The sequence below is a fragment of the Verrucosispora sp. WMMD573 genome (assembly GCF_027497175.1).
GTDB lineage: Bacteria > Actinomycetota > Actinomycetes > Mycobacteriales > Micromonosporaceae > Micromonospora.
In genome coordinates this window covers 5877026-5901908 of record NZ_CP114901.1, presented here as the reverse complement: position 1 = coordinate 5901908, position 24883 = coordinate 5877026, and the positions used below count along the sequence as shown (strand labels likewise).

The window sequence follows — 24883 nt, the reverse complement described above, 5'->3', positions numbered from 1 at the left end:
GCGATCTAACTCGTGGGTCGGGGTGGTGCAGGTGGCGTCTGGTTCGTTCGGTGTGTTGGCGTGACGTGGAGCGGCCACCGCCTGATTATCGGGATCGACCAAGATCTTCGATGTGAGGCGGTGGCCGTGGCCGTCATTGTGGGCCATGCGGGCATGGGTGGGGAAGCGACGCGCGGTGACCATGACCGGTTGGTGGAGTTCCGTCAGGGTTGGTATCAGTGCCTGACGCGGTGGGCGGACACGTTGTTCGAGGTCACGGATGCGGTGTTGACCACGCCGGGTCCGGTGGCATCGCTGCCGTATCTGACGTTGGAGCCGGCGCTGCGCCGGGGGTGGGGCAGTGTGTACGCGTCCTTGTCGAAGGGGCGGGTGGATGTCACCGCGGTGCGTGACCTGCTGATCGGCGTTCTGCCGGGGTGGTGGCCGGTGTTCGCGGTGGACGTGACGGCGTGGCCGCGCCCGGAGGCGGGGTGTTCGCCGCGGCGGGGGATGTGTCGAGTGCCTGATCCGGGTGGCGATCGGCGGGGGCGGATGGTGCCGGGTTGGGCCTACCAGTGGGTCTGTCAGGTGTCCGCGACGCCGGATTCCTGGACCGCGCCGGTCGATGTCGTGCGGGTGGACCCTGAGGACAACGCCACCGAGGTGGCCTGCAACCAGATGAGCGGCCTGGTGCGGGGCTTGGCCCGTCACCGGCCGGGTGTGGTGCCGGTGTTCTGCCTGGACGCCGGTTACTGCCCGATCACCGCGACAGCTCGGGTGGCGTCCGACCCCCACGCTCCCGCCCGGATCATCGGTCGGATCCGCCGGGACCGGGTCTTCTACGCCGACCCGCCCGCCAAGACCCCCGGCAGCCCCGGCCGACCCAAACAGCATGGCGATCGATTCGCCTGCGCTGACCCCACGACCTGGCCGGAGCCCACCCACGAGGTGCACACCGTCGATGACACCTACGGCCCGATCCACGTCCAAGCGTGGACCGGCCTGCACCCCAAGCCGGGTCCCCGACGGCGGTGGGCGGCGAAGAACACCAAGGGCCTGGCCGCCCCGATCATCCGCGGCACCGTCGTTCGGGTCAGCCTGACCCGAACGGTCGAGGCCGGCACCCACAAACCCTGTGGCTGTGGACCGCCGGCCCCGACCCGATCAACCTTGACCTGATCTGGCGGGCCTACCTACGCCGGTTCGCCATCGAACACACCAACCGGTTCATCAAACAGCACCTCGCCTGGACCACCCCAGCCAAGCAGACCTGTGGACCTGGATCGTCGCGGCGGCACACACCCAACTCCGCCTCGCTCGAACCCTGATCGCCGACCAACGCCTGCCCTGGGAACGACCCCTGACCACCACCACCCTGACCCCGTTCCGGGTCCGACGAGGTTTCCGCAGCCTGCACCCACACCTACCCACACCAGCCAAGCCACCGAAACCCTCCCGACCAGGACCAGGACGACCAGGAGGCAGCCGCAACCAGCAACCAACCCCACGCCACAAAACGATCATCAAGCGACGCAAACGCACGAAGCGTTAAATCGCCAGCGGCGCCTGAGACAGCAACATCCGCGAAATTGCGCGGATCTTGATGAGGGTGGGCGGCGCCTCAGGCGGCTTCGGCGAGCACGCCGAGGAGCTGCTCCCCGTACTTGGCCAGCTTGTTCTCGCCGACGCCGCTGATCCGGGACAGCTCGGCCAGGGAGGACGGCGCGTCGGCGGCGATCTGGCGCAGCGTCGCATCGTGGAAGATGACGTACGCGGGTACGCCCTGCTCCTTGGCGGTGGCCGCCCGCCAGGCCCGCAGCCGCTCGAACGTGCCGACCGCCTCCGCCGGCAGCTCGGCGACCACGGTGGCCGCGCCCCGGGGCTTGGCCGCCCTCGCCGGGCGCGCCGCCTCGCGGCGCAGCATCACGGTGCGCCGCCGGCCGAGCACCTCGGCACTGGCGTCGGTGAGCGTCAGGGTGCCGTAGTCGCCCTCGACGGCGAGCAGTCCCTCGGCGAGCAGTTGCCGGACCACGCCGCGCCACTCCGGCTCGCTCAGCTCACCGCCGATGCCGAACACGGTCAGCGAGTCGTGCCGATGCTGGGTGATCTTGTCGGTGGTGCGGCCGAGCAGGATGTCGATGCAGTGCCCGGCACCGAACCGCTGGTTGCGCTCCCGATCCAGCCGGAAGACGGTGGAGAGCAGCTTCTGCGCGGCCACCGTGCCGTCCCAGGACTCGGGCGGCTCCAGACAGGTGTCGCAGTTGCCGCAGCCGGCGGTGGTCGGCTCGCCGAAGTACTCCAGCAACTGCGCCCGGCGGCAGCGGACCGTCTCGCAGAGCGCCAGCATCGCGTCGAGGTGGGCGGCGAGGTTACGCCGGTGCGCCAGGTCGCCCTCGGAGGTGTCGATCATTTTTCGCTGCTGGACGACGTCCTGTAGCCCGTACGCCAGCCAGGCGGTCGACGGTAACCCGTCGCGGCCGGCGCGGCCGGTCTCCTGGTAGTAGCCCTCGACCGACTTGGGTAGGTCGAGGTGGGCGACGAACCGTACGTCGGGCTTGTCGATGCCCATCCCGAAGGCGATGGTCGCCACCATCACCACGCCGTCGGCGCGCAGGAAGCGCTGCTGGTTGGCGGCGCGGGTCGCCGCGTCCAGACCGGCGTGGTAGGGCAGGGCGTCGACGCCGTTGGCGACCAGGAACTCGGCGGTCTTCTCCACCGAAGCGCGGGACAGGCAGTAGACGATGCCCGCCTCGCCTGGGTGTTCGTCGCGCAGCAGGGCGAGCAGCTGCTTGCGCGGCTCCCGCTTCGGCACGATCCGGTACTGGATGTTGGGTCGGTCGAAGCTGGCCACGAAGTGCCGCGCCTCGGTGAGGCTGAGACGGGTGGCGATCTCGGACCGGGTGGCGCTGGTGGCGGTGGCGGTCAGCGCGATGCGGGGCACGCCCGGCCAGCGTTCGTGCAGCATCGACAGGTTGAGGTAGTCGGGCCGGAAGTCGTGGCCCCACTGCGAGACGCAGTGCGCCTCGTCGATGGCGAACAGGCCGATCCGACCCCGGTCCAACAGGCTCAGCGTGGCCCGGCTGGCCAGCGCCTCCGGCGCGAGGTAGAGCAGGTCGATCTCACCGGCCACGAACTCCGCCTCGACCAGCCGGCGGGTGTCCGGGTCGAGGGTGGAGTTGAGGAAGCCGGCCCGTACGCCGACCGCGGTGAGCGCGTCGACCTGGTCCTGCATGAGCGCGATCAGCGGCGAGATCACCACGGCGACGCCGTCGCGGACCAGCGCGGGGATCTGGTAGCACAACGACTTGCCGCCGCCGGTCGGCATCAGCACCAGGGCGTCCCCGCCGGCCACCACGTGGTCGATGACCTCCCGCTGGAAGCCCCGGAACGAGTCGTACCCGAAGACCCGCCGCAGCACCTCAAGGGCGACTGTCACCTTCTCCCCGCTCGGGGCGTCGGAGCTGGCCAGGTCGGTGACGCTCACGTCGGCGGGAGAGACCATCCGAGGATTCTACGAGCCATCCCCGACGGGCTCGCGCGCCTCATCGGATCTGTGGCAGTCCAGCTGTTCTCACCCCGGCGTGTCGACTACCTACGCTGCCACGCTCCGGAGCGAAGCTGCCGTGCGACTGCCCGGCGGCGGAGGAGCTGTGTGGCCATGCGGTGGCGCTGGCGGTCGCGGCTCTGGATGACGGATTCGCCTGGTCGTCTCAGGCGACACCACCGTCGGCCGTGGAGATCGACTCCAAGGTCGTCGAGCTGACCGAACTGGCGTACACGATTCCCTCCCGGCGGTTGGCGCAGCTGCTCGCCGAGTGGGCTGCCGCCGACCGGGTACTGGAGTCCCGGCTGTTGGCGTACGCCGCCGCCGCTGACCAGGGCAGCGACGGTTCGGAGCCGGCGGGGCGTGACTGGCGTCTGTGACCACGGGCAGGTGCCAGGGTTGTCAGGAGGTCAGATCGGACTCGGTGGGGTGAAGGTCAACGTGGGGTCCGGGGTCTGCGGGGGCGGTTATCGGGCAGGTGGGACCGGGATCCGTTTGGCCCAGCGCACGTCACCGTCGGGATCGACGTAGCAGAACGCCACCACCAGGCGCGACGGGTCGGTCATCGGGAGGGCGTCGGGCAGCAGTCGGAAGACGGCGACCAGACCGCCGTCGGCGGTCGCGCGGGTGCCCACCGCGCCGACGTTCGGCGGGGTGGTGAACGTGCCGTCGGGCTCCTCCCGGGCGGCGGTGTCGGCGAGCCAGCCGTACCGCTCGGCCAGCACGTCGTACGCTCCGGCCCAGTTGGAACCGGTGTCGCCGTCGGCGTCCCAGCCGGCGTAGGGCTGCACCACCCGGGCCGGTGCCACCCGGCCGTCGAGCAGGATGACCTGGTAGTGGCCCTTTCTGTGCGGCCCGGACCAGCGCAGCCGCAACACCACCGACTGCCGGTCGGTGGTACCGATGACGTTGTCCACCGGCTCGGGCCAGCCGAAGTCGACGGCAGCGCCCGCCACCTGGTCAGGCTCCGGCAGCACGGCCTCGACGGTCACCGTCACCTGGTCGCCGCCGCGTGTCCACTCCCGCTCGCGGTCGACGTAGCGGTCCACCGTGGCCAGCACCGCGACCGTGACCGACACGAGGGCGACCACCCAGCGCAGCCGCGCCCCGTGCCTGCCCATGGCCGGAGGATAGCCGCGTCGCACGTCGCCCGCCGTCAGTCAGCCGACACGATCAGCTTCCAATCCTTTGCTCTGCTTCACCGGGCGCAATCGTTCAGCCCGCAGACTGTTGCGCAGGTTGAGGCAGCGCAGGGGGACGGCGGGGCGAGACATGGCGGCGGCGGTGCGTCCGCGAAGCCGGACACCGGCGAGCTAGAGTCGCTGCTTGACCATGCCTGGTCGGTATCGACCGGGGCGGCACGGTTGGAGGGTTGACGGGTGGGCGAGGCGCACACGACCGGTCACCGTGCGGGCGTACCCGGTGAGCAGACCGCGGTGCCCGCCGAAACGGACACCACACTGGTCGTGGTCACCGGGCTGTCCGGTGGTGGCCGCAGCACCGTGGCCCGGGCGCTGGAGAACGTCGGCTTCTACGTCGTCGACAATCTGCCGCAGGCGCTGCTGCTGGACATGGCCGAGCTGGCCGTGAAGGCGGGTGGGGCCGCCCGGCGTACCGCGATGGTGCTGGACGTGCGTTCCCGGGCCTTCTCCACCGATCTGGCGGAGGCGATCCGGGAGCTGAAGGAGCGTGGCTACGCCCCCCGGGTCGTCTTCGTCGACGCCGACGACGAGGTGCTGATCCGCCGGTTCGAGAGCGTGCGGCGCTCGCATCCGTTGCAGGGCGACGGCCGGCTCGCCGACGGCATCGCCGTCGAGCGGGGGCTGCTGGAGGAGGCCCGCGAACAGGCCGACGTCATCATCGACACCAGCCACCTGAACGTGAACCAGCTGCGCCGCCGGGTCGAGGAGCTGTTCGGCGGGGAGGACGCCCGCCGGTTGCGGCTGACCGTGATCTCCTTCGGCTTCAAGTACGGCCTGCCGCCGGACGCCGACTTCGTGATGGACGCCCGGTTCCTGCCCAACCCGTACTGGGTGCCCGAGCTGCGCGAGCACACCGGGCGTGAGGAGGCGGTCAGCGCGTACGTGCTGGGGCAGGAGGGCGCGAACGCCTTCGTCGACGCGTACGCGGACCTGGTGAACGCCACCACGGCCGGCTTCGAGCGGGAGGGCAAGCGGTACCTCACCGTGGCGGTCGGTTGCACCGGCGGCAAGCACCGTAGCGTGGCGATCGCCGAGGAGCTGGCGGCCCGGCTGCGTCGCGCCGGGCTGGCCGCCAACGCCCAGCACCGCGACCTGGGGCGGGAATGACGATCCGGGTGGTGGCGTTCGGTGGCGGGCACGGCCTGGCCGCCTCGCTGCGGGCGTTGCGGCGCTGCGCGCCGGAGCTGGACCTGGACATCACGGCGGTGGTGACCGTCGGCGACGACGGCGGCTCCAGCGGCCGGCTGCGCGCCGAACGGGGCGGACTGCCCCCCGGCGACCTGCGGCAGGCACTGGTGGCGTTGGCCGGCGACCACCCCGCCACCCGGCGCAGCGCGGGGCTGTTCCAGCACCGCTTCGCCGAGCTGGCGCCAGGCGGCCGGGTCGACGGGTTGGCCGGGCACGCGGTGGGCAACCTGGTGCTCTGCGGGCTGATGGAGCTGCTCGGCGACCCGGTGGCCGCCCTGGAGCACGCGGGGGCGATGCTCGGCTCGGTCGGCCGGGTGCTGCCGATGTCCCGTCAGCCGGTCGACATCGAGGCCCGGGTCCGTGGAGCCGACCCCGCGCGTCCCGACGAGGTGTGCACCGTACGCGGACAGCACCAGGTCGCGGTCACCACGGGCCGGGTCGAGTCGCTGCGGCTCACCCCGCAGGCGCCGGCGGCGTGTGTCGAGGCGGTCGCCGCGATCGGCGCCGCCGACTGGCTGATCTTCGGGCCGGGCAGCTGGTACACCAGCGTGCTGCCGCACCTGCTGGTGCCGCAGCTCGCCGCGGCGATCCTGGCCAGCCCGGCCCGGCGGCTGGTCACCCTCAACCTCGCCGCCGAGAAGGAGACCCTCGGTCTCTCGGTCGCCGATCACCTGGCGGCGCTGCGCTGGTACCTGCCGGAGCTGACTGTCGACTTCGTGCTCGCCGACGCGAAGGCGGTCGGTGACCCCGAACCGGTCCACGGTGCGGCAGAATCCCTGGGAGCCCGGCTGGTCCTCGCTCCCGTCGCGGTCGACGACGGCACGCCCCGTCATGATCCGGCTGCTCTGGGCGCCGCCCTGGTGCCTGTACTGGGCGCCGATCGTTAGACACGTACGTAATCTCCGGCGACACGCCGGAACCGGTCCGTGAGGGGACGCACAATGGCGATGACGGCTGCAGTCAAGGACGAGCTGAGTCGGGTCGACGTGCCCAAGCCCTGCTGCCGGCGGGCGGAGATGGCGGCGCTGCTGCGGTTCGCCGGTGGGCTGCACATCGTGTCCGGGCGGGTGGTGGTGGAGGCCGAGCTCGACACCGGCGCGGTGGCCCGGCGGCTGCGGCGCGAGATCGCCGAGGTATACGGCTATCCGAGCGAGATCCACGTGCTTGCCTCCGGTGGGTTGCGCAAGGGCAGCCACTTCATCGTCCGGGTGGTCAAGGACGGCGAGGCGCTGGCCCGGCAGACCGGGCTGCTCGACGTGCGCGGTCGGCCGGTACGCGGGTTGCCGCCGCACGTCGTCGCCGCCAGCGTCTGCTGTGCGGTGTCGGCCTGGCGGGGCGCGTTCATGGCGCACGGCTCGTTGACCGAGCCGGGCCGGTCCAGCGCCCTGGAGATCACCTGTCCCGGGCCGGAGTCGGCGTTGGCGCTGGTCGGCGCGGCGCGGCGGCTGGGCATCACCGCCAAGAACCGTGAGGTACGCGGCGTCGACCGGGTGGTGGTCAAGGACGGCGACGCGATCGCCGCGCTGCTCACCCGCATCGGTGCCCACTCCAGCGTGCTGGCCTGGGAGGAGCGCCGGGTGCGGCGCGAGGTGCGGGCGACGGCCAACCGGCTGGCGAACTTCGACGACGCCAACCTGCGGCGTTCGGCCCGGGCGGCGGTCGCCGCCGCGGCCCGGGTGACCCGGGCGCTGGAGATCCTCGCCGACGACGCGCCGGAGCACCTGACCTCGGCCGGCCGGCTGCGCCTGGAGCACCGGCAGGCGTCCCTGGAGGAACTGGGCGCGCTGGCCGACCCGCCGCTGACCAAGGACGCCATCGCCGGGCGGATCCGCCGGTTGCTGGCGTTGGCCGACAAGCGGGCCCGCGACCTCGGCATCCCGGATACCGAAGCGGCCGTCACGCCCGACATGCTCGTGGTCTGATAGGACGGTGGGGCGACCACCCGGCGCAGCGTGGCTGAGCGCGCTCGGATAAGGTCGCTGCGTACGGCAAGGGGGCCGGCACCGGTGCTCCCCGCCGTACCCACCGCCTCGACGGCGGTCAGGTCCCTCGGACCGCGGCGGGGTGGCCGGGATGAACAGTCAACGGCCGGCTCCAACGGTCGGCGCACACCACTTCGCCGGCCGAGGGTCTCCACGCCGGCGGACCAGAACGCGAGGAGATGGGACCTGTGACCATCCGGGTTGGCATCAACGGCTTCGGCCGGATCGGCCGTAACTTCTTCCGGGCAGTGCTGGCGTCCGGCGCTGACGTCGAGGTCGTGGCCGTCAACGACCTGACCGACAACGCGACGCTCGCCCACCTGCTCAAGTACGACAGCATCCTGGGCCGCCTCCCGCAGGAGGTCAAGGCCACCGCCGACGAGATCACCGTCGGTGGCAAGTCCATCAAGGCGTACGCCGAGAAGGACCCGGCGGCGCTGCCGTGGGGCGACGTCGGCGCGGACGTGGTCATCGAGTCGACCGGCTTCTTCACCGACGCCACCAAGGCCAAGGCGCACATCGACGGCGGGGCCAAGAAGGTCATCATCTCCGCTCCGGCGAAGAACGAGGACGTCACGGTCGTGATGGGCGTCAACGACGGCCAGTACGACCCGGCCAGCCACAACATCATCTCGAACGCCTCCTGCACCACCAACTGCCTGGCGCCGATGGCGAAGGTGCTGCACGACACGTTCGGCATCCAGCAGGGTCTGATGACCACCATCCACGCGTACACCCAGGACCAGAACCTCCAGGACGCGCCGCACAAGGACCTGCGGCGGGCCCGGGCCGCCGCGCTGAACATCGTGCCGACCTCGACCGGCGCGGCGAAGGCCATCGGCCTGGTGCTGCCGGACCTCAAGGGCAAGCTCGACGGGTACGCACTGCGGGTGCCGATCCCGACCGGTTCCGCCACCGACCTCACCGTGACGGTCGGTCGGGAGACCTCGGTGGACGAGGTCAACGCAGCTCTGAAGGCCGCCGCCGAAGGCCCGCTGCGGGGCATCCTGACCTACAACGAGGACCCGATCGTCTCCGCCGACATCGTCACCGACCCGGCGTCCTGCATCTTCGACGCGCCGCTGACCAAGGTCATCGGCAACCAGGTCAAGGTCGTCGGCTGGTACGACAACGAGTGGGGCTACTCCAACCGCCTGGTCGACCTGGTGAAGCTGGTTGGTTCGTCGCTGTGAGCATCCGTAACCTCGACGACCTGCTCGCCGAGGGGGTCTCGGGTCGGCGCGTGCTGGTGCGCGCCGACCTGAACGTCCCCCTCGACAAGCAGACCGGCCAGATCACCGACGACGGTCGGATCCGGGCGGTGCTGCCGACCCTGGGCGCGCTGACCGAGGCCGGCGCCAAGGTGGTCGTCTGTTCCCACCTGGGCCGGCCGAAGGGCGCGCCGGACCCGCAGTTCAGTCTCGCCCCGGTCGCCGGGCGGCTCGGCGAGCTGCTCGGCACGCCGGTGCACGCCGCCACCGACACGGTCGGCGAGTCCGCCCGGGCGACGGTGGCGGCGCTCGCCGACGGCGAGGTGGCGCTGCTGGAGAACCTCCGCTTCAACAAGGGTGAGACCAGCAAGGACGACGCCGAGCGGGCCGCCTTCGCCGACCAGCTCGCCGCCCTCGGTGACGTCTACGTCGACGACGCGTTCGGCGCGGTGCACCGCAAGCACGCGAGCGTCCACGACGTGCCCGCCCGGCTGCCGCACTTCGCCGGCCGGTTGGTGTTGCGCGAGGTGGAGGTGCTGTCGCAACTCACCGGCGACCCCGAGCGGCCGTACGTGGTGGTGCTCGGCGGGTCGAAGGTCTCCGACAAGCTCGCCGTGATCGAGGCGCTGTTGCCCAAGGTCGACCGGCTCCTCATCGGTGGTGGCATGTGCTTCACCTTCCTCAAGGCCCAGGGCCATGAGGTCGGCTCCTCCCTGCTGGAGGCGGAGATGGTGGAGACCTGCCGCAACCTGCTGGAGCGTTCCGAGGGCAAGATCATGCTTCCGGTCGACGTGGTGGCCGCCGACGCGTTCGCCCCGGACGCCGCGCACGACACCGTGCCGGCCGACGGCATCCCCAGCAAGCGGGTGGGGCTGGACGTCGGCCCGAAGACGGTGGCGGGCTTCGCCGCCGCGCTCAAGGGTGCCCGGACGATCTTCTGGAACGGCCCGATGGGCGTGTTCGAGATGCCCGCGTTCGCGCACGGCACCCGTGGGGTGGCCGAGGCGATCGCCGGCTCGGACGCGTTCAGTGTGGTCGGTGGTGGTGACTCCGCCGCCGCGGTGCGGGCCCTGGGCCTGGACGAGAAGTCCTTCGGGCACATCTCCACCGGCGGTGGCGCGTCCCTGGAGTACCTGGAGGGCAAGACCCTCCCCGGCATCGCGGCTCTGGAGAACTGATGGCGAGCGCCCCCCGCCGGCCGTTGATGGCCGGCAACTGGAAGATGAACCTCAACCACCTCGAGGCCAACCTGCTGGTGCAGAAGCTGGCGGCCAGCCTCACCGAGAAGCAGCTGACCGAGGTGGAGACGGTGGTATTGCCGCCGTTCACCGACCTGCGCACGGTGCAGACCGTGGTGGAGGGCGACAAGCTGCTCATCGGCTACGGCGGACAGGACCTGTCACCGCACGCCTCCGGCGCGTACACCGGGGAGATCGCCGGCTCGATGCTGGCCAAGCTCGGCTGCACGTACGTGGTGGTCGGGCACTCCGAACGGCGGCAGTACCACCGTGAGGACGACGCGTTGGTGGGTGCCAAGGTGCAGGCGGCCCTGACCCACGGACTCACCCCGATCCTCTGCGTGGGGGAGGGGCTGGACGTCCGGGAGCAGGGCACCCACGTGGCGCACTGCACCGACCAGCTCGACGCCGCCCTCAAGGGGCTCAGCCCGGAGCAGGTTCTCCGGGTGGTGGTCGCGTACGAGCCGGTCTGGGCGATCGGCACCGGCAAGACGGCCACCCCGGAGGACGCCCAGGAGGTGTGCGGCGCGCTGCGGGCCCGGCTGGCCGAGACCGTGGACCAGGCCACCGCCGACGGCGTACGGATCCTCTACGGCGGCTCGGTCAAGTCGTCGAACGTCGCCTCGATCATGGCGCAGCCGGACGTGGACGGCGCCCTGGTGGGCGGTGCCAGCCTGGACGCCGAGGAGTTCGCGAAGATCTGCCGGTTCCCGGAGCACATCACCGGCTGATCGCTCGCTATCCTTGACTCCGCCCGTCCGCCGGTCGGTGCCGCCGTGCCCGAACTGTCCGGGCGAGGATCGTAACGAGAGGACTGACCCCCGCCATGCCGATCTGGTTCGCCTACACGTTGATCGTGTTGCTGGTCATCACGAGCTTCCTGCTCGTCCTGCTGATCCTGCTGCACCGGGGTAAGGGCGGTGGGATGTCCAGCATGTTCGGTGGCGGTGTCAGCTCCAGCCTGGCCGGCTCGTCGGTGGCAGAGAAGAACCTGGACCGCTACACCGTCCTGGTGGGCATCGTCTGGTTCGCCTGCATCATCGGGCTCGGCCTCTGGCTCCGGCTCGAAGTGGGTACGGGCGTCTGATCCGACCCCACAGGCGTACAATCTGCGCGCGGTCCGTCACTCGGCGGGCCGCGCGCAGTCCGTTTCACCCGCTGCACCGCGTCGCCCGCCGTCCACCCCTGTCGACGGCGGTCCCCTCCGACGACAGGAGTCAGCGCCGTGCCGAACGGCCACGTCATCCGGGGCGCCCGCGTCGGGTCCGCGCCCCCACGTCCCCCCGAACGCCACCAGCCGGTCCCGTGCCGGTCGGTGAGCTACTGGTGCCGCAACGGGCACCGCACCGACATCCGGATCGTCGCCGACGTGGCGGCCCCGACCGTCTGGGACTGCCCCCGCTGCGGGCTGCCCGCCGGCCAGGACGCCCAGGATCCGCCGGGCCGGACCCGGGCCGAGCCGTACAAGACCCACCTGGCGTACGTGAAGGAACGTCGTACCGACGCCGAGGGGGAGGCGATCCTCGCCGAGGCCCTCGCCGCCCTGCGTAACAGGCGCGGCGGGGGCTGAGCCCGCCGTACCGGCACGCCGAGGGTCACCGCCGTGAGTGCCAAGGTCTTATGCTCACGCAATGGCTGTGACCGGTTACCGTACGGGGTTGATCAGCGGGGCGCTCGCGATGGCCCTCGTGGGCAGTTCCGCTGCCGTCAGTCCGCTGCTCACCGACTATCCGGTGTTGGCCGGTCAGGCCTGGCGCTACACGGCCGCGGCTTTCCTGCTGCTGGGCTATCTGTGGCTGCGCCGGCTGCCCTGGGTCCGGGTGGGCCGGTCGGACTGGGTCCGACTCGCCCTGCTCGCCGCAACCGGTCTGGCAGCGTTCAACGTGTGCCTGCTTCAGGCCGCGAGGTACACCGACCCTCCGGTGCTCGGAGCCATCGTCGGGGCGGCTCCGCTGGTGCTCGCCATCAGCGGGCCGCTGCTGGCGGGTCGTCGGCCGTCGCCGCTCGTGGCGACATCGGCGGTGATCGTGGTGGTCGGAGTCGGCATCGTCCTCGGCGGGGGGCACTTCAGTCTGCCCGGCGTGCTGTGGTCCCTCGGCGCGTTGGCCGGTGAGTGCCTCTTCTCCCTGCTCGCCGTCCCGCTGCTGCCCCGACTCGGGCCGGTACGGGTCAGCGCTTACACCTGCGCGCTCGCCGGTGTCATGCTCGCCGTGGCCGCCCTGCTCGTCGAGCGGGGCGACGTCGCCACCGTGCCCACCGGCGTGGAGGTGCTGTCGCTCGCCTTCCTCGCGGTCTTCGTCACCGCGGTGGCGTTCGCCCTGTGGTACGCCGCCGTCGGGTCGCTGGGTGTGGACCGTGCCGGCCTGCTGGCGGGCCTCGTCCCGGTGGCTGCCACCCTCATCGCCGTCGGGATCGACACCACGACACTGTCGCTCCAGGTCCTGCTCGGCGCCGTGCTGGTCGGGGCGGGTGTGAGCCTGGGCATGCTCCCTCCCCGGCGTCGACCCGGCGGCGGAGCGGCCGGCCACGAGGGCCAGCGGCCGGCCAGCCGCCGGTCAGCGCCGGTCGAGCAGGTCGGCGGATTGCCGTAGCGCGTCCGCCGCCTGAGCGGGGTCGATGCCGTCGACCACGCATGCGAGGAGCAACACCCGGCGGGTGTCCGCCCGGACCGCCTGGTGTACGCCGTCGCGGTGGGCGAAGAGCGACAGCACCCGAGCGTCGTCGGCCAGGACCAGCCGGTCCGACTCCACCGTCACGTCCTCCTGGGCACCTATCGGTCGCAGGCTCTCGCCGCCCTGACTCAGGGCCAGCCGGACGGGACCGGAGAGCCGCTCCGCGTCGAACACGCCGAGAGCGACCATGGTCGCCACCGCTGTCACGTTCACCGCGTCCACGGTGGGATTGATCTTTGGCCAGTTGCCGAGCGGCTTCGTCCGCAGGCCGCGCTCGACAAGTGCCTGGATCGACGGCGGCTGGCGGTCCGGGTCCACGCCGATCTGCCGGGAGAAGCGTCGGTAGGCGTCGACCGCGGGGTGGGCGCGGATCTCTGCCTTCGCCACCCCGTGCCACCTGCCGTGCTCCCGCGTCCAACGCTCCTGCACCTCGCCTGCGATGGCGTCACCACCGCCCACCTCGGCCTCGACACACAGCACCCTGACATCGGGAAATGCTGCCGCGACCTGCGGGGAAACGGTGACCTCGGCCATCGGCAGGTGTGCTTGAGCAGTCATCGCACAGCCTCCAGAAGTTGCAGCGAATCGCCGACCTGCAAGCTTAGGTCCTCGGCCGTGAGGATGCGTTCGGTGTCGATGAGGATGTTGTAGTGGTTGGGCCAGTGGCACTCGTCGAAACCGGCGACGGTGCCGATCCGCTGCCCGTTGCAGACCACCACGTCGCCCCGCTGCACGACGGTGGCCGTGCTGAACTCGACGAATCCGAGGAAACCGACAGCGTCCACCCGGTCACCTGGCCGGGTCGGCTGGTCCGTGGTCGTCACCAGCTCGTGGATCTCACCCTGTCGGACACACCGCGACAGCCACTGCGACATGGTCATGCCGCGTTCGTCGCGCCTGTGGAACAACAGCTTCACGAACCGCGCCATGGTCGGTCGCTTCGATGACGTACGCAGCCGTGGTTCCTTGCGCCGGGCGACCGCGTACGCCTGCTCGACCAGAGCGACGATGTCCGGGCCCGCATCGGTGTACGCGTCACCGAGCGACACCGCGTGCCGGAAATCGGCCATGATCGCGGCGTACTCGTGGTCGAGGGAGCTCTTGAACCCGGGGAATCCGGCAAGCATGTCGGCCGACCGGACCGAGCCGTCCTTTCCGTACACGGTGATGTCCTTGAGCTCGCCCGAGGGCAGAGCCCAGTCCAGTTCGACGGTGACCTGCACTCCGCTGCGGGAGCGCAGGTGGAGTTCGGCGCAGAACTCCACCCCGCGGCGGACATCCCCGATGGTGGCGTCGACCATTTCCAGGTGGCCGACGATCGTGCGTACCGCGTCCAGCGCGTTCGGGCCGTTGTCGATGACACAGCCGCCGCCGCCCAGATCCTGGTCGAGGTACCACGCCTCCGATCCGGTGTGCTCCTCGATGCGCTCGGAGTAGCGGCACACCAGACGCTCGATGGCCTCCGGGTCGCCGACTCCGAGGCGCAGCGCGGCCACGTTGCGGTTGTACCGCCGGTGAAAGGCGGTGAACAGCGTCCGACCGGACTCCCGCGCCAACGCGACGAGCGTGTGTGCGTCCGCCAGACGCACGGTCATCGGCTTCTCGCAGCAGACGTGCATCCCGGCGCGTAGCGCGTCGGCGGCGACCTCGGCGTGCACCGCGTTCGGCAGGGTCAGCACGACCGCGTCGACCAGACCCGAGGCGAGGAGTTCGCGGTGGTCGGTGTAGGTCGCCACGTCACGGGTGCCGTCGGCGAAGTCCGCGAGCTTCGTGTCGTTGCGATCACATACGGCGGTCAGTGTGAGGTGCTCGTCGTCGTCGATGGCCCGCAGGAAGTACGGAGCGATCACACCGAGGCCGATGACGCCGACCCTCATGCCGATCCCGCCCCAGCCAGCGCGACCGGGACGGTCACGTCGAGTTCGGCGCCGAGCCGTACCAACTGGACGGCGACGTGGTGCGGGAGCCGGATCCCTTCGGCGTACGACGCCGCGGCCCGCTCCGCCTCCGGAGCCCCCGGGTAGGTCACCCGCTGTCCGGGTGCGGCGGGGGACGCCGACACCGTGTCCAACAGCGCGCGGGTCTCGGTCCGGAAAACGTCAGCGACGCCGAACGCGGCGGGGTCGATCACGAGGGCCACCTGGCCGATGTTCACGTCCTCGGCCGGTTCGGTCTCGGTCAGCGCCTCCGGCCGGGGCCCGTACGCGGCTCCGGCCAACGGTCCGCACAACAGGTCGACGAGCAGCGCGAGGCCGTACCCCTTGGCGCCACCGGTCTGCGCGGTGCCGCCCAGCCAGGCCACGTCGGCGTGCCCGTCGAAGTACGCGTCGGGGTCGGTGGTGGTCGACCCGTCGGCGGAGACCAGCCAGCCCTCGGGGACCGGCCGTCCTTCGCGCTGGGCTGCCCGGATCTTGCCGGTGGCCACGGCGGTGGCGCTCATGTCCAGGACGAACGGCGCACCGTGGGAGACCGGCACCGCCGCGCTCAGCGGATTGGTGCCGAGCAGCCGCTTGACACCGCCCAGCGGTGGGACGACACCCTGTGCGCCGCAGTTGGACATGACGATCCCGATCAGACCGTTCGCGGCGACCCGGCTGGCGTAGTAGCCGGCGCTGCCGAAGTGGCTGCTGTTGCGTACCGTCACCATGCCGAGGCCGAGGTCACGCGCCTTGGCCGCGGCCAGGTCGACGGCGGTCACCATCGTGACGGCTCCCAGGCCGTTGTCGCCGTCCACGACAGCAGTGGTCGCGGTCTCGACCACGACCTTGGGCTGCGCGTCGGGTCGAATGCTCCCGCCGCGCAGGCGCGGGGCGTAGATCCCGGCCAACGCGTTGGTGCCGTGGGTGGTGAAGCCGTGGATGTCGGCGTAGCAGATGACCTCGGTGGCCGTGCTCGCCGCCGGCTCGTGGAGTCCACATCGCCGCAGAACCGTCCGTACGAATGCGGTGAGCTGCGTGTGCTCGACCGTCACGCTGTTGGTCATGTCTCTCCCGTTACTGTGTCGGCACGTGGGCGCCGAAGCGCACCACGAGGTCACGGATCTGTCCCGCGTAGGTCGCCAGGTCGTCGACGCGCACCCACTCGGCTGCGGTGTGCGCGCCGTTCTCGTCGAGTCGGCCCGGCCCGCACACCGCGACGTACCGGCCGGGCCCGCCGGCCCAGATCGCGTCACAGGTGAAGGCGCTGCCGTCGGCCAGGCCGTCGTGGCGGGGAAAACCGGCAGCGGCGAGCAGGGCTTCCATCTCGGGGTCGCGGTTGTCGAGCACCGGCAGCCCACGCTTGAGCCAGTCCAACCGCACCACCCGATCCCAGTCGTCGACGAGGCGGGCGGTGAACGGGTTGCCGAGGTGTGCCGTGGCGAAGACGTCACGGGCCTCCTTGACCGCCCGCTCCAGCTCGTGCGCGAGGGTCTGGGCGCTGGCCTGGTCCCGGTAGGCGATGTTGAGCAGCAACTCGCCCTCGCCGTACACCCGGTTGTGCGCGGTCCCCGTGTGCAGACCGGCGACGCAGAGCTTGGCGCCGAGGGCGGCGGCCCGGGGGCCGACGGCGCGGACCAGATGATCCGCGAGGAAACCCAGCGCCACAGTGGCGTTGTGTGCGTCGGCGGGATGGTCGTCCGTGCTGCCCTCGCCGAGCACCCGGAGTCGAGGGGTCATCGCCGCCGTACAGGCGTCCATCACCCGACCGCCGGTGGGCTCGGCGAACAGCATCAGTCGACCCGTGTAGCCCTGCCGCACCAGCCATCGGGTGCCCAGGACACCCATCGCGCCGCCCTCCTCACCCGGCACGCTGGTGAGCATGACCTCGATGCGTCGGGCCAGCGAGGGATCATCCGCGAACGCGGCGGCGACACCCACCGCGGCGGCCACCCCTGGTCCTTTGTCGTCGACGGCACCCCGGCCGTGCAGGATGTCGCCGTCGAGGCGCGGCTCGATGTGCGGGCCGACGGTGTCGACGTGGAAGTTGATGACCAGCCGTCGCTCCGGTGGTGCCGGGTCGCCCATGGTCACCACCAGGGACGGTTGGGCAGCGAGGAAGGTGTCGGGGTCGGCCTCCAGCACCCGCCGTACCGGCATCGGGATCTCCCCGGACCTCAGGCTCTGCGCGGTAGGGCTGTCGTAGTGGCGGACCTGGAAGCCGCGCGCGGACGCACCGGCGAGGAACACCTCCTGCGCCTGCCGGGTGGCGGCGATCCGTCCGCCCTCCAACGGCGACACCGAGTCCACCGCCATGAACTGCCGCAACCAGTCCAGGTCGATCTCCGTCCAGCAGGCTGTCACGGCTGGGCCGTCCCTTCGACGATGTCGCGGAAGGCCGTCGCGTAGGCCCGGTAACTCTGCTCCAACCGCTCCGGGTCGTCCGAGACCTGCAGGTGCGGAATGTGCGCCACGTGTGGCTCCAGGCTGTACCAGCCCCGGTAGCCCGCCGCTTCCAGCCGGCGGATGCAGGCGGACAGGTCCAGCTCACCGGCGGTGGGCAGGGTGAACCGGGCCTGGCCGTCCGGGTCGCGGTGGCCGTTCTTGATGTGGACGTGTTCGACCCAGGGCAGCACCTGCGCGAGGAACTCCTCGGCCTGGTAGCCGTACGCCAGGCCGTTGCCCACATCGAAGATCAGCCTGAGGTGTGGACTGTCGACGTGTTCGAGCATGCGCAGCGTGTTGGCGGCGCAGGCCCCCGCCCATCCCTGGCAGTTCTCGTGCAGCAGCACGACGCCGAGCCGGCGTGCCTCGTCGGTGAGCAACCGCATCCGCCGCAGCGACTCCGCGGCCCACGCGTCGTCCGGCCAGCCGCAGTTGGGGTACGACATGATCCGTAGCCACCGACAGTCCAGCGCACGTGCGACCGTCGCGGTGCGGTTCAGGATCGACAGTTCGGTGTCGAGGTCGGTGGCGACCGTGGTGGACCAGTTGCCGATCGGTGTGTCCAGCACCGGTACCCGCAGACCGCTGGCGTCGATCTGCCGACGCAGGTCGGCCACCTCGTCGGTGCCGAGTTCGTGCAGACCCCGGCCGTCGATCGTACGCAGCTCCACCCCGGACATGCCCAGGTCGCGGTGCACGTCGAGCTGTCTCACCAGGCCCGGTGCGGCCTCGTCACCGATGCCGCAGACCCGGCTGGCCCAGAGTCCCACCGCTGTCATGCGCCCTGCCGGTAGAAGCCGGCGATCTCCTCGACGACCCGCTCGACGGTTCCGGCGGGCAGTTCCGGATGCAACGGCAGCGCCAGACACTCGCGGGACAGGCGCTCGGCGACCGGGAAGTCACCCGTCCCGTGGCCGAGGTGCCGGAACGCGGGTTGCAGGTGTAGCGGCCGGGGATAGTAGACCTTCGTCTCGATGCCGCGTCCGGCCAGGTAGGAGCGGAGGTCGTCGCGCTGTGGCGCGCGTACCACGTAGGTGTAGACGGCCTGCTCGGTGAGGTCCCCGGGGGGCGTCAGCACGATGGGCGCGGCCTCGCGCAGCAGTTCGCCGTACTGGCGGGCCAGCCGGCGACGCTCGGCGAGGAACTGGTCGAGGTGCGGCAGCCGGCGCAGCAGGAACAGCGCCGTGACCTCGTCCATCCGACTGTTGAAGCCGACCAGGTGGTGCAGGAACCGGACCTTCAGGTCCTGACCGTGGTTGCGCAGCATCCGGCAGGTGGTGGCCAGCTCCGGATCGTCGGTGACGATCATGCCGGCGTCCCCGATTCCGCCAAGCGGTTTGCCGGGGAAGAAGGAGTACACCCCGGCGTCGCCGTGGCGGCCGGCGGGTCGGCCCGCGACCTGACCGCCCAGCGCGACGGCGCTGTCCTCGATCAGGCGCATCGAGTGGCGGTCGGCCAGTGCCCGCAGCGCCGGCATGTCGGGGCTGCTCGCGAAGAGGTACGCCGGCACGACAGCCCGGCTCGCCGGGGTGCGGACGGCCTCGACGGTCGCCACGGTCAGCATCGCCGTGTCGTAGTCGACGTCGGCGAAGACCGGACGGGCGCCGCGCAGCGCCACGGTGCTGGCCGAGGAGATGAACGAGAAGGCGGGGGTCACCACGTCGTCGCCGGGTCCGATGTCCATGGCCGTGAGGATCACCGTCAACGCGCCGGTGCCGCTGGCGACCGCGATGGCCTCGGCGGCGCCGGTCCGCCGCGCCACGGCCGTTTCCAGGGCCGCGACCCGGGACTTGAGGATGAACTCGTCCGACTCGCCGACCTCCCGGACCGCGTCCAGGACGTCCTCGGTCCACCCGGCGTACCGGGTGGGGTAGTCGAAGTACGGGACTGTCATGGTCACTGTCGCTCCCGGTAGAACTCGTGAATCAGCTCGCACACCCGGTCGACCTGCTCGTCGGTCAGGTCCGGATACATCGGCAGGCCGACCGCCCGCTGGCTGGCCGCCTTCGCGACAGGTACCGGCTGGTCCACCCCGGCCCGGGCGATCAGGCAGGGCTGCTCGGTGAGCGGCCGGGGGTAGTACACCTCGGTGCCCACGCCGTGGGAGGTCAGGTACGCGACCAACTCGTCACGTCGTTCACACTCGATCAGGTAGACGTAGTAGACGAGGTTGCTCTGCTTGCGGGCAGGAGCGAGCCAAGGGGTACGTACCAGCGGCGCGAGTTCGCCGAGCAGGTGGTCGTAGCGTGCCGCCACGTCCGCGCGCCGGGTGATCTCCGCGTCCAACGACTCCAGCCGCCACAGCAGGAACGCGGCCTGCACCTCGTCGCAGCGGCTGTTGTAGCCGAGTTCGAGGTACTCGTAGGAGCCGTCGCTCGGCTGACCGTGGCAGCGCAGTTGGCGTGCCGTGCGGGCGAGATCCTCGTCGTCGGTGAGCAGCATGCCCGCGTCACCCAGGGCGCCGAGCGTCTTGGTGGGGAAGAACGAGAGCACCCCGGCCCTGCCCAAGCGGCCGGCGTGCCGGCCGTCGATGTGCATGCCGATGCCTTCGGCGCTGTCCTCCAGCAGTTGCAGGCCGTGCTCGTCGGCCACCTCGCCCAACGCCACCATGTCCGCCATCTGGGTGAACAGGTGCACCGGCATGATCGCCCGGGTCCGGTCCGTGACGGCGGCGCGGACCCGCTCGGGATCCAACGCGTAGGAGCCGGGTTGGATGTCGACCAGGACCGGCTTGGCGCCGACGTGCAGCACCGAGGACGCGCTGGCGAAGAAGGTGTACGCGGGAACGATCACCTCGTCGCCCGGCCCGATCCCCGCCGCCCGCAGCATGATGATCAGAGCGTCCGTGCCGTTGCTCACCGCCACCGTGTGCCGGGCGCCAGTACGCTCCGCGATCGCCCGTTCCAGATCCTCGCCCACCGGTCCGAAGGTGAACCGTCCCGTGTCGGTGACCGTACGTAGCCTGGCGGCGAGCCCGGCCCAGTCCCGGCGGATCGACGTCGCGCCGCTGAAGAACGGCACCACGCTGGTGGTGGAGGTCGTCGTCGGTGCACTCATCGGCACGCCGCCTTCAGCTCGCTGATCAGGGCCGTCGTCTCCGCGATCCGCTGCTGCGGGGTGGTGGCCGCTCCGATTCGCTTGAGCAGCGCGCTGCCGACTATGACGCCGTCGACCTTGCCCCGCAGGGCACCTACGTGTTCCGGTCGCGAGATGCCGAAGCCCACCGCGACGGGCGTGGTCGCCACGGCTCGGACCCGGGCGAGATAGGCGTCGAGCCCGTCGGCGAGCCGGTCCCGAATACCTGTCACGCCGTTGTCGGCGAGGCAGTACAGGAAGCCGCGGGATTGTCGCGCGGTGCGGCGCAGCCGCTCGGGACTGCTGCCCGGAGCGGCGAAGAAGACCTGGCCCAGGTTGTGCCGTTCCGCCTCGACCAGCCAGTCCGTGCTCTCGGTGGCGGGCAGGTCCGGCACGATGAAGCCGTCGGCACCGGCCGACGCGGCGTCGGCGAAGAGTTTCGGCAGCCCGTACCGGAGAAAGGGGTTGCAGTAGCCCATCAACATGATCGGCACGTCGTTGCCGGTGGCCCGCACCTTGGCCACCAGGTCGAGCGTCGCAGCCACCGTCACGCCGGCGCGCAACGCCTGCTGGGTGGTGGCCTGGATGACCGGACCGTCGCCGAGCGGGTCGGAGAACGGCGCCCCGAGTTCGATGACGTCGGCACCGGCCGCGCAGGCCGCGTCGACAAGATCGACACTCTCGTCGAGGCTCGGGTAACCGGCGGTCAGGTATGCCACCAGCGCGGTTTCGCGCTGGCTGTCCGCGAACGCGTGCTCAAGTCGCCTCACCTGTCTGCTCCATCCCGTTCGCGTATCGCTGCCAGCGCGCTGACCAGGTCCTTGTCACCGCGTCCGGAGAGGTTCACCAGGATGTTGCTGCCGTGCGGCAGCTCCTCAGCCAGCTCGAGCCCGCCCGCTACCGCGTGTGCGGACTCCAGGGCGGGGATGATCCCCTCGGCGCGGCTGAGCAGCGCGAAGGTGGCGAGTGCCTGGTCGTCGCTGGCCGTGCGGTATTCGACCCGGCCGGTGTCCTTGAAATAGCTGTGCTCCGGTCCGACGCCGGGGTAGTCCAGGCCCGGTGCCACGCTGTGGGTCAGCAGGATCTGTCCGTCGTCGTCCTGAAGGAGGTAGGTGCGGGTACCTTGCAGGACGCCGGGCTCGCCGTAGAGCAGCGGTGCGGCGTGCCGGCCGCCCGGACCCAGCCCCTCGCCGGCCGCCTGTACACCGATCAGGCGTACCGGGTCGTCGAGGAACGCGCTGAACATTCCTACCGAGTTGCTGCCGCCGCCGACGCAGGCCACCACCGCGTCGGGCAGACCGCCGACGCTGTCCAGGAACTGCTGCCGGGCCTCCCGGCCGATGACGGACTGGAAGCCGCGCACGATGGTGGGGAAGGGATGCGGTCCGACCACCGAGCCGAGCAGGTAGTGGGTGGAGTCGGGGTGGGCGATCCAGTCGCGGATCGCCTCGTTGATGGCATCCTTGAGGGTCGCCGTGCCGTTGTCGACCAGACGCACTTCGGCGCCGAGCAGCTCCATTCGCTGGACGTTCGGTGCCTGCCGCTCGGCGTCGACTCGTCCCATGTAGATGGTCGCGTCGAGCTGGAGATGAGCGCACGCCGCCGCGACGGCCACACCGTGCTGTCCCGCCCCGGTCTCGGCGATGATGCGCCGCTTGCCGATGCGCCGGGCGAGCAGAGCCTGCCCGATCGCGTTGTTGATCTTGTGCGCGCCGGTGTGGGTCAGGTCCTCCCGCTTGAGCCAGAGGGTGCAACTGTTGGCCTCGACCGCCAGCCTGCGAAGTCTGGTAAGCGGGGTGGGCCGGCCGACGAACCTGTTCAACAGGTCGTCCAGCTCGCTGAGGAAATCCTCGCTGGCCTGGGCCTTCTGGTACGCCGCCTCCAACTCCTCCAACGGAGCCACCAACGTCTCCGCCACGAACTGGCCGCCGTACCCGCCGAACCACCCGCTCATCGCACTGCCTGCGCAATCCGGACACCGAGCAGCGAACGGAGCTTGCCCGCCGGGTCGTCACTGGTCAGCAGGCTTTCGCCGATCAGCGCGGCGTGGAAGCCGTGCGCACCGATGCGGGCCAGGTCGGCCGAGGTGTGCAGGCCGCTCTCGCTCACCGTCAGCACGGCGGGCGGGATCAACCGACGCAGCCGCGTCGAGTTGTCCAGGTCGACCGCGAAGGTGCGCAGGTCGCGGTTGTTCACGCCGACGATCCGGGCGCCGGCCCGGACGGCCCGGTCCACCTCCTCTTCGGTGAACGTCTCGACAAGCGCGTCGATCCCGAGATCGTCGGCGGCCGCGAGGAGGTCGGCGAGCAGTGCGTCGTCGACCGCCCGGACGATGACCAGCACCGCGTCGGCACCGCAGTCGTGGGCGAGCTGCACCTGCCGTACGTCGACCAGGAAGTCCTTGAACAGCACCGGAACGGTGACCTCGGGGTCGTTGGCGACCTGCGCGACCAGGTCCGGCGAGCCGCCGAAGTAGGCGGTGTCGGCCAGGACCGACACCGCGGCGGCGCCCGCTCCGGCGTACGTGCGGGCCAGGGGCACCGCCTCGGCCAGGGGCAGCAGGTCGCCCTTTGACGGCGACTTCGGTTTGACCTCGGCGATGATGCCCACGTCGGTACCGCTCAGGGCGGCGGCGAACGTGCCGGGACGGGCGGGCGTGGCACGCCCGCCCGCCGTCGACCCCGGCGCTCGCGCACCTGTCCAGGCCGACCGCTTCGCCGCGACGATGTCGTCGAGATGCATGCGGAACTCCTTGCTGGGTAGGGGTGACTGCGTCATCGCGAGTCGTCTTCGGCGGCGGTGACGGCAGTTGGCTGGCGGCGGAGATCCGCGAGTGGGGCGGCGGTCCGCCCGCCGCTGCTCGCCTCCCGGGCCGGCGCCGGCCCGTCGGGGAGGTCCTCGGCGTCGCCGCCACGCAGATCGTCGAGTCCGGCAGGAGCCACGGGCAGGGATCGGGGGCTCGGATTCACAGGATTTCGATGTTGTGGGCCGGCGTCAGGACGTTGCGGGTGTCCAGCACCAGCGGTGCTGCGCTCCAGTGCGGGTCCGCCGCGATGCGGTTGTGCGGGGTCACCAGCACCACGCAGTCCTGCGCGGCGAGTACCGTGGGCGTCCAGGACGCCACGGGCACAGCCTGGTTGTCGAGGACCACCGACGGCACCAGCGGGTCGTAGTAGCTGACCTGCGCGCCGCACTGCCGCAGCGCCCGGATGATGTCCAGGGCCGGTGCGTTGCGCAGGTCGGCGACGCCCTCCTTGTAGCTGACGCCGACGATCAGCACCCGGGCCTGCTGGATCGTTCCGCCCCCGGCCGCGATGAGCTCCACGATCCGGTCGACGACCTGCCCCGGGCGCTCGGTGATCCGTCGGTGTGCGGCCTGGACGAGGCTGAGGTCCGTGCCCGCCAGTTGCGCCAAGGGCTGGAGGAAAAGCGGATCGACAGGGATGCACTCGCCGCCGACACCGGGGCCGGGGTAGTGCGCGAGGAAGCCGTACGGTTTGGTCGCCGCCGCGTCGATGACTTCCCGGACCGGGATCCGCAGTTGCCGGCAGAGGTCGGACAACTCCAGACTCAGGGCGATGTTGACCAGCCGGAAGGTGTTCTCGAAGACCTTCGCCAACTCGGCTACCTCCGGGCTGGAGACCGGGTGGACCTGCTCACAGACCTGCTCGAACAACACGGTGGCCCGGCGGGTGCACTCGGGGGTGAAGCCGCCGACGAGTTTGGGCGTGTTGGTCATCCGCCAGCCGTCGGCGTTCGCTGGATTGATCCGCTCCGGAGCCATCGCCAGGTAGAGGTCGGTGCCGATGCGTGTGCCACCCTCGCTGGTGAGCCGGCGCGCCGCAGCGGACGTGGTGCCCGGCGGGATGGTGGACTGCAACACCAGCAGCGTCCCCGGTCGCAGGTGCGGGACCACCGCGGCAAGGACCGAGTCGACGTGTGAGAGGTCGGCGACGCCGTGACTGGTCGGTGTCGGGACACAGACGACCACGGCGTCCGCCGCCGCCATCGCGGCGGGAGACGTTCCCACCGACATCCGTGGGTGCAGGTCCTCCAGCTCCAGGTCCGATACGTCCGGCAGGTAGGACTCGCCCCGGAGAATGGCGTTGATCTTCTCGGCATCCGTGTCGAGACCGACCACCGAGAAGCCCGCAGCGGCGAAACCGGTGGCCAGCGGCAAGCCGGTGTAGCCGAGCCCGATGACGCCGACGACCGCCTTTCGGCTGGCGATGAGGTGATCGAAGTCGGCCACCTCGACAACGGCGCCGGCGCGCGGGTCCGCTGGTCTGGAATCGGTGGGCGAGCTGACCATAGCAACCATTTGCACAGCTCCAAGCGGTGGGCGTTTAATGCTCGGCCACTGAGTGCCAGCGGCGATCCAATCAGCCGGTCGGTCGCCCGGCCCAGACCACTGAAGAGGGACATCGGCAG

25 protein-coding genes are annotated in these 24883 nt (G+C 70.9%); 11 read left to right on the top strand and 14 right to left on the bottom strand.

Translation table 11 applies throughout. The features are described from left to right. Nucleotides 1-126: 126 nt before the first annotated feature. A complete protein-coding gene (locus O7601_RS26725; protein WP_281562649.1) occupies nucleotides 127-1158 on the top strand; it encodes a transposase in 1032 nt (343 codons plus the stop codon). 442 nt (nucleotides 1159-1600) lie between these two features. Here O7601_RS26725 and recQ read toward each other — a convergent pair whose 3' ends face one another. Beyond that, nucleotides 1601-3481, bottom strand: a complete 1881-nt coding sequence (recQ, locus tag O7601_RS26720) for a DNA helicase RecQ (RefSeq protein ID WP_281563828.1) — start codon at nucleotides 3479-3481, stop codon at nucleotides 1601-1603. A gap of 230 nt (nucleotides 3482-3711) precedes the next feature. On the opposite strand from recQ, the gene O7601_RS26715 reads away from it, so the two are divergent. Continuing rightward, a complete protein-coding gene (locus tag O7601_RS26715) occupies nucleotides 3712-3903 on the top strand; it encodes a hypothetical protein (RefSeq protein ID WP_281563827.1) in 192 nt (63 codons plus the stop codon). 87 nt (nucleotides 3904-3990) lie between these two features. On the opposite strand, the gene O7601_RS26710 is transcribed toward O7601_RS26715, so the two are convergent. Continuing rightward, nucleotides 3991-4644 (bottom strand): hypothetical protein, encoded by a 654-nt coding sequence (locus O7601_RS26710; protein WP_281563826.1) that lies wholly within the window; start codon nucleotides 4642-4644, stop codon nucleotides 3991-3993. A 315-nt stretch (nucleotides 4645-4959) separates the two neighbouring features. Between O7601_RS26710 and rapZ the strand changes: the two genes are divergently transcribed. From rapZ to O7601_RS26665, 9 genes are all read left to right on the top strand, one after another. After that, nucleotides 4960-5832: an RNase adapter RapZ gene (gene rapZ / locus O7601_RS26705; protein WP_281567049.1), complete on the top strand. Its 873-nt coding sequence runs from the start codon at nucleotides 4960-4962 to the stop codon at nucleotides 5830-5832. Beyond that, nucleotides 5829-6800, top strand: coding sequence for a uridine diphosphate-N-acetylglucosamine-binding protein YvcK (yvcK, locus tag O7601_RS26700; RefSeq protein ID WP_281563825.1), 972 nt, complete (start codon nucleotides 5829-5831; stop codon nucleotides 6798-6800). Before rapZ ends, yvcK begins: the two co-directional genes overlap by 4 nt. A gap of 54 nt (nucleotides 6801-6854) precedes the next feature. After that, nucleotides 6855-7835, top strand: a complete 981-nt coding sequence (gene whiA / locus O7601_RS26695; RefSeq protein WP_093401454.1) for a DNA-binding protein WhiA — start codon at nucleotides 6855-6857, stop codon at nucleotides 7833-7835. A 248-nt stretch (nucleotides 7836-8083) separates the two neighbouring features. Beyond that, nucleotides 8084-9088, top strand: a complete 1005-nt coding sequence (gap, locus tag O7601_RS26690) for a type I glyceraldehyde-3-phosphate dehydrogenase (RefSeq protein ID WP_281563824.1) — start codon at nucleotides 8084-8086, stop codon at nucleotides 9086-9088. Then, nucleotides 9085-10284, top strand: a complete 1200-nt coding sequence (locus O7601_RS26685; RefSeq protein ID WP_281563823.1) for a phosphoglycerate kinase — start codon at nucleotides 9085-9087, stop codon at nucleotides 10282-10284. The genes gap and O7601_RS26685 overlap by 4 nt, the downstream gene beginning before the upstream one ends. After that, nucleotides 10284-11075 carry a triose-phosphate isomerase gene (gene tpiA / locus O7601_RS26680; RefSeq protein WP_281563822.1) on the top strand — a complete coding sequence of 264 codons (792 nt, stop codon included), beginning with the start codon at nucleotides 10284-10286 and terminating at the stop codon, nucleotides 11073-11075. Before O7601_RS26685 ends, tpiA begins: the two co-directional genes overlap by 1 nt. A 95-nt stretch (nucleotides 11076-11170) precedes the next feature. Next, entirely contained in the window at nucleotides 11171-11431 is a 261-nt protein-coding gene (secG, locus tag O7601_RS26675; protein ID WP_169596407.1) for a preprotein translocase subunit SecG, read from the top strand. A gap of 138 nt (nucleotides 11432-11569) precedes the next feature. Then, a complete protein-coding gene (locus O7601_RS26670; RefSeq protein ID WP_204012521.1) occupies nucleotides 11570-11914 on the top strand; it encodes an RNA polymerase-binding protein RbpA in 345 nt (114 codons plus the stop codon). 61 nt (nucleotides 11915-11975) lie between these two features. Continuing rightward, nucleotides 11976-12935 (top strand): DMT family transporter, encoded by a 960-nt coding sequence (locus O7601_RS26665; protein WP_281563821.1) that lies wholly within the window; start codon nucleotides 11976-11978, stop codon nucleotides 12933-12935. Here the strand turns inward: O7601_RS26665 and O7601_RS26660 are convergent. From O7601_RS26660 to O7601_RS26605, 12 genes are read right to left on the bottom strand one after another with little or no spacing between them, the layout of a single operon-like run. After that, nucleotides 12900-13574: a phenylalanine--tRNA ligase beta subunit-related protein gene (locus tag O7601_RS26660; protein ID WP_281563820.1), complete on the bottom strand. Its 675-nt coding sequence runs from the start codon at nucleotides 13572-13574 to the stop codon at nucleotides 12900-12902. The two genes, O7601_RS26665 and O7601_RS26660, sit on opposite strands and share 36 nt — an antisense overlap. Continuing rightward, nucleotides 13571-14893, bottom strand: coding sequence for a Gfo/Idh/MocA family oxidoreductase (locus O7601_RS26655; protein WP_281563819.1), 1323 nt, complete (start codon nucleotides 14891-14893; stop codon nucleotides 13571-13573). The genes O7601_RS26660 and O7601_RS26655 overlap by 4 nt, the downstream gene beginning before the upstream one ends. Further along, nucleotides 14890-15999, bottom strand: coding sequence for an Ldh family oxidoreductase (locus tag O7601_RS26650; RefSeq protein ID WP_281563818.1), 1110 nt, complete (start codon nucleotides 15997-15999; stop codon nucleotides 14890-14892). The genes O7601_RS26655 and O7601_RS26650 overlap by 4 nt, the downstream gene beginning before the upstream one ends. A gap of 10 nt (nucleotides 16000-16009) precedes the next feature. Beyond that, complete coding sequence (locus tag O7601_RS26645) at nucleotides 16010-17296, bottom strand: M20/M25/M40 family metallo-hydrolase (RefSeq protein ID WP_281563817.1); 1287 nt, start codon at nucleotides 17294-17296, stop codon at nucleotides 16010-16012. Continuing rightward, nucleotides 17293-18156, bottom strand: coding sequence for a sugar phosphate isomerase/epimerase family protein (locus O7601_RS26640; protein ID WP_281563816.1), 864 nt, complete (start codon nucleotides 18154-18156; stop codon nucleotides 17293-17295). The genes O7601_RS26645 and O7601_RS26640 overlap by 4 nt, the downstream gene beginning before the upstream one ends. Next, nucleotides 18153-19271, bottom strand: a complete 1119-nt coding sequence (locus tag O7601_RS26635) for a DegT/DnrJ/EryC1/StrS family aminotransferase (RefSeq protein ID WP_281567048.1) — start codon at nucleotides 19269-19271, stop codon at nucleotides 18153-18155. Before O7601_RS26635 ends, O7601_RS26640 begins: the two co-directional genes overlap by 4 nt. 2 nt (nucleotides 19272-19273) lie before the next feature. Further along, nucleotides 19274-20434 (bottom strand): DegT/DnrJ/EryC1/StrS family aminotransferase, encoded by a 1161-nt coding sequence (locus tag O7601_RS26630; protein ID WP_281563815.1) that lies wholly within the window; start codon nucleotides 20432-20434, stop codon nucleotides 19274-19276. Then, nucleotides 20431-21222: a tryptophan synthase subunit alpha gene (gene trpA / locus O7601_RS26625; RefSeq protein WP_281563814.1), complete on the bottom strand. Its 792-nt coding sequence runs from the start codon at nucleotides 21220-21222 to the stop codon at nucleotides 20431-20433. Before trpA ends, O7601_RS26630 begins: the two co-directional genes overlap by 4 nt. Then, nucleotides 21219-22406 carry a tryptophan synthase subunit beta gene (trpB, locus tag O7601_RS26620; RefSeq protein WP_281563813.1) on the bottom strand — a complete coding sequence of 396 codons (1188 nt, stop codon included), beginning with the start codon at nucleotides 22404-22406 and terminating at the stop codon, nucleotides 21219-21221. The genes trpA and trpB overlap by 4 nt, the downstream gene beginning before the upstream one ends. Continuing rightward, complete coding sequence (locus tag O7601_RS26615; RefSeq protein ID WP_281563812.1) at nucleotides 22403-23194, bottom strand: indole-3-glycerol phosphate synthase TrpC; 792 nt, start codon at nucleotides 23192-23194, stop codon at nucleotides 22403-22405. The genes trpB and O7601_RS26615 overlap by 4 nt, the downstream gene beginning before the upstream one ends. Before the next feature lie 32 nt (nucleotides 23195-23226). After that, nucleotides 23227-23394, bottom strand: coding sequence for a hypothetical protein (locus O7601_RS26610; RefSeq protein WP_281563811.1), 168 nt, complete (start codon nucleotides 23392-23394; stop codon nucleotides 23227-23229). A 23-nt stretch (nucleotides 23395-23417) separates the two neighbouring features. Next, the gene (locus tag O7601_RS26605; protein WP_281563810.1) at nucleotides 23418-24704 is read right to left on the bottom strand and encodes a nucleotide sugar dehydrogenase; all 1287 of its coding nucleotides are present in this window, start codon (nucleotides 24702-24704) and stop codon (nucleotides 23418-23420) included. Between the last annotated feature and the right edge of the window lie 179 nt (nucleotides 24705-24883).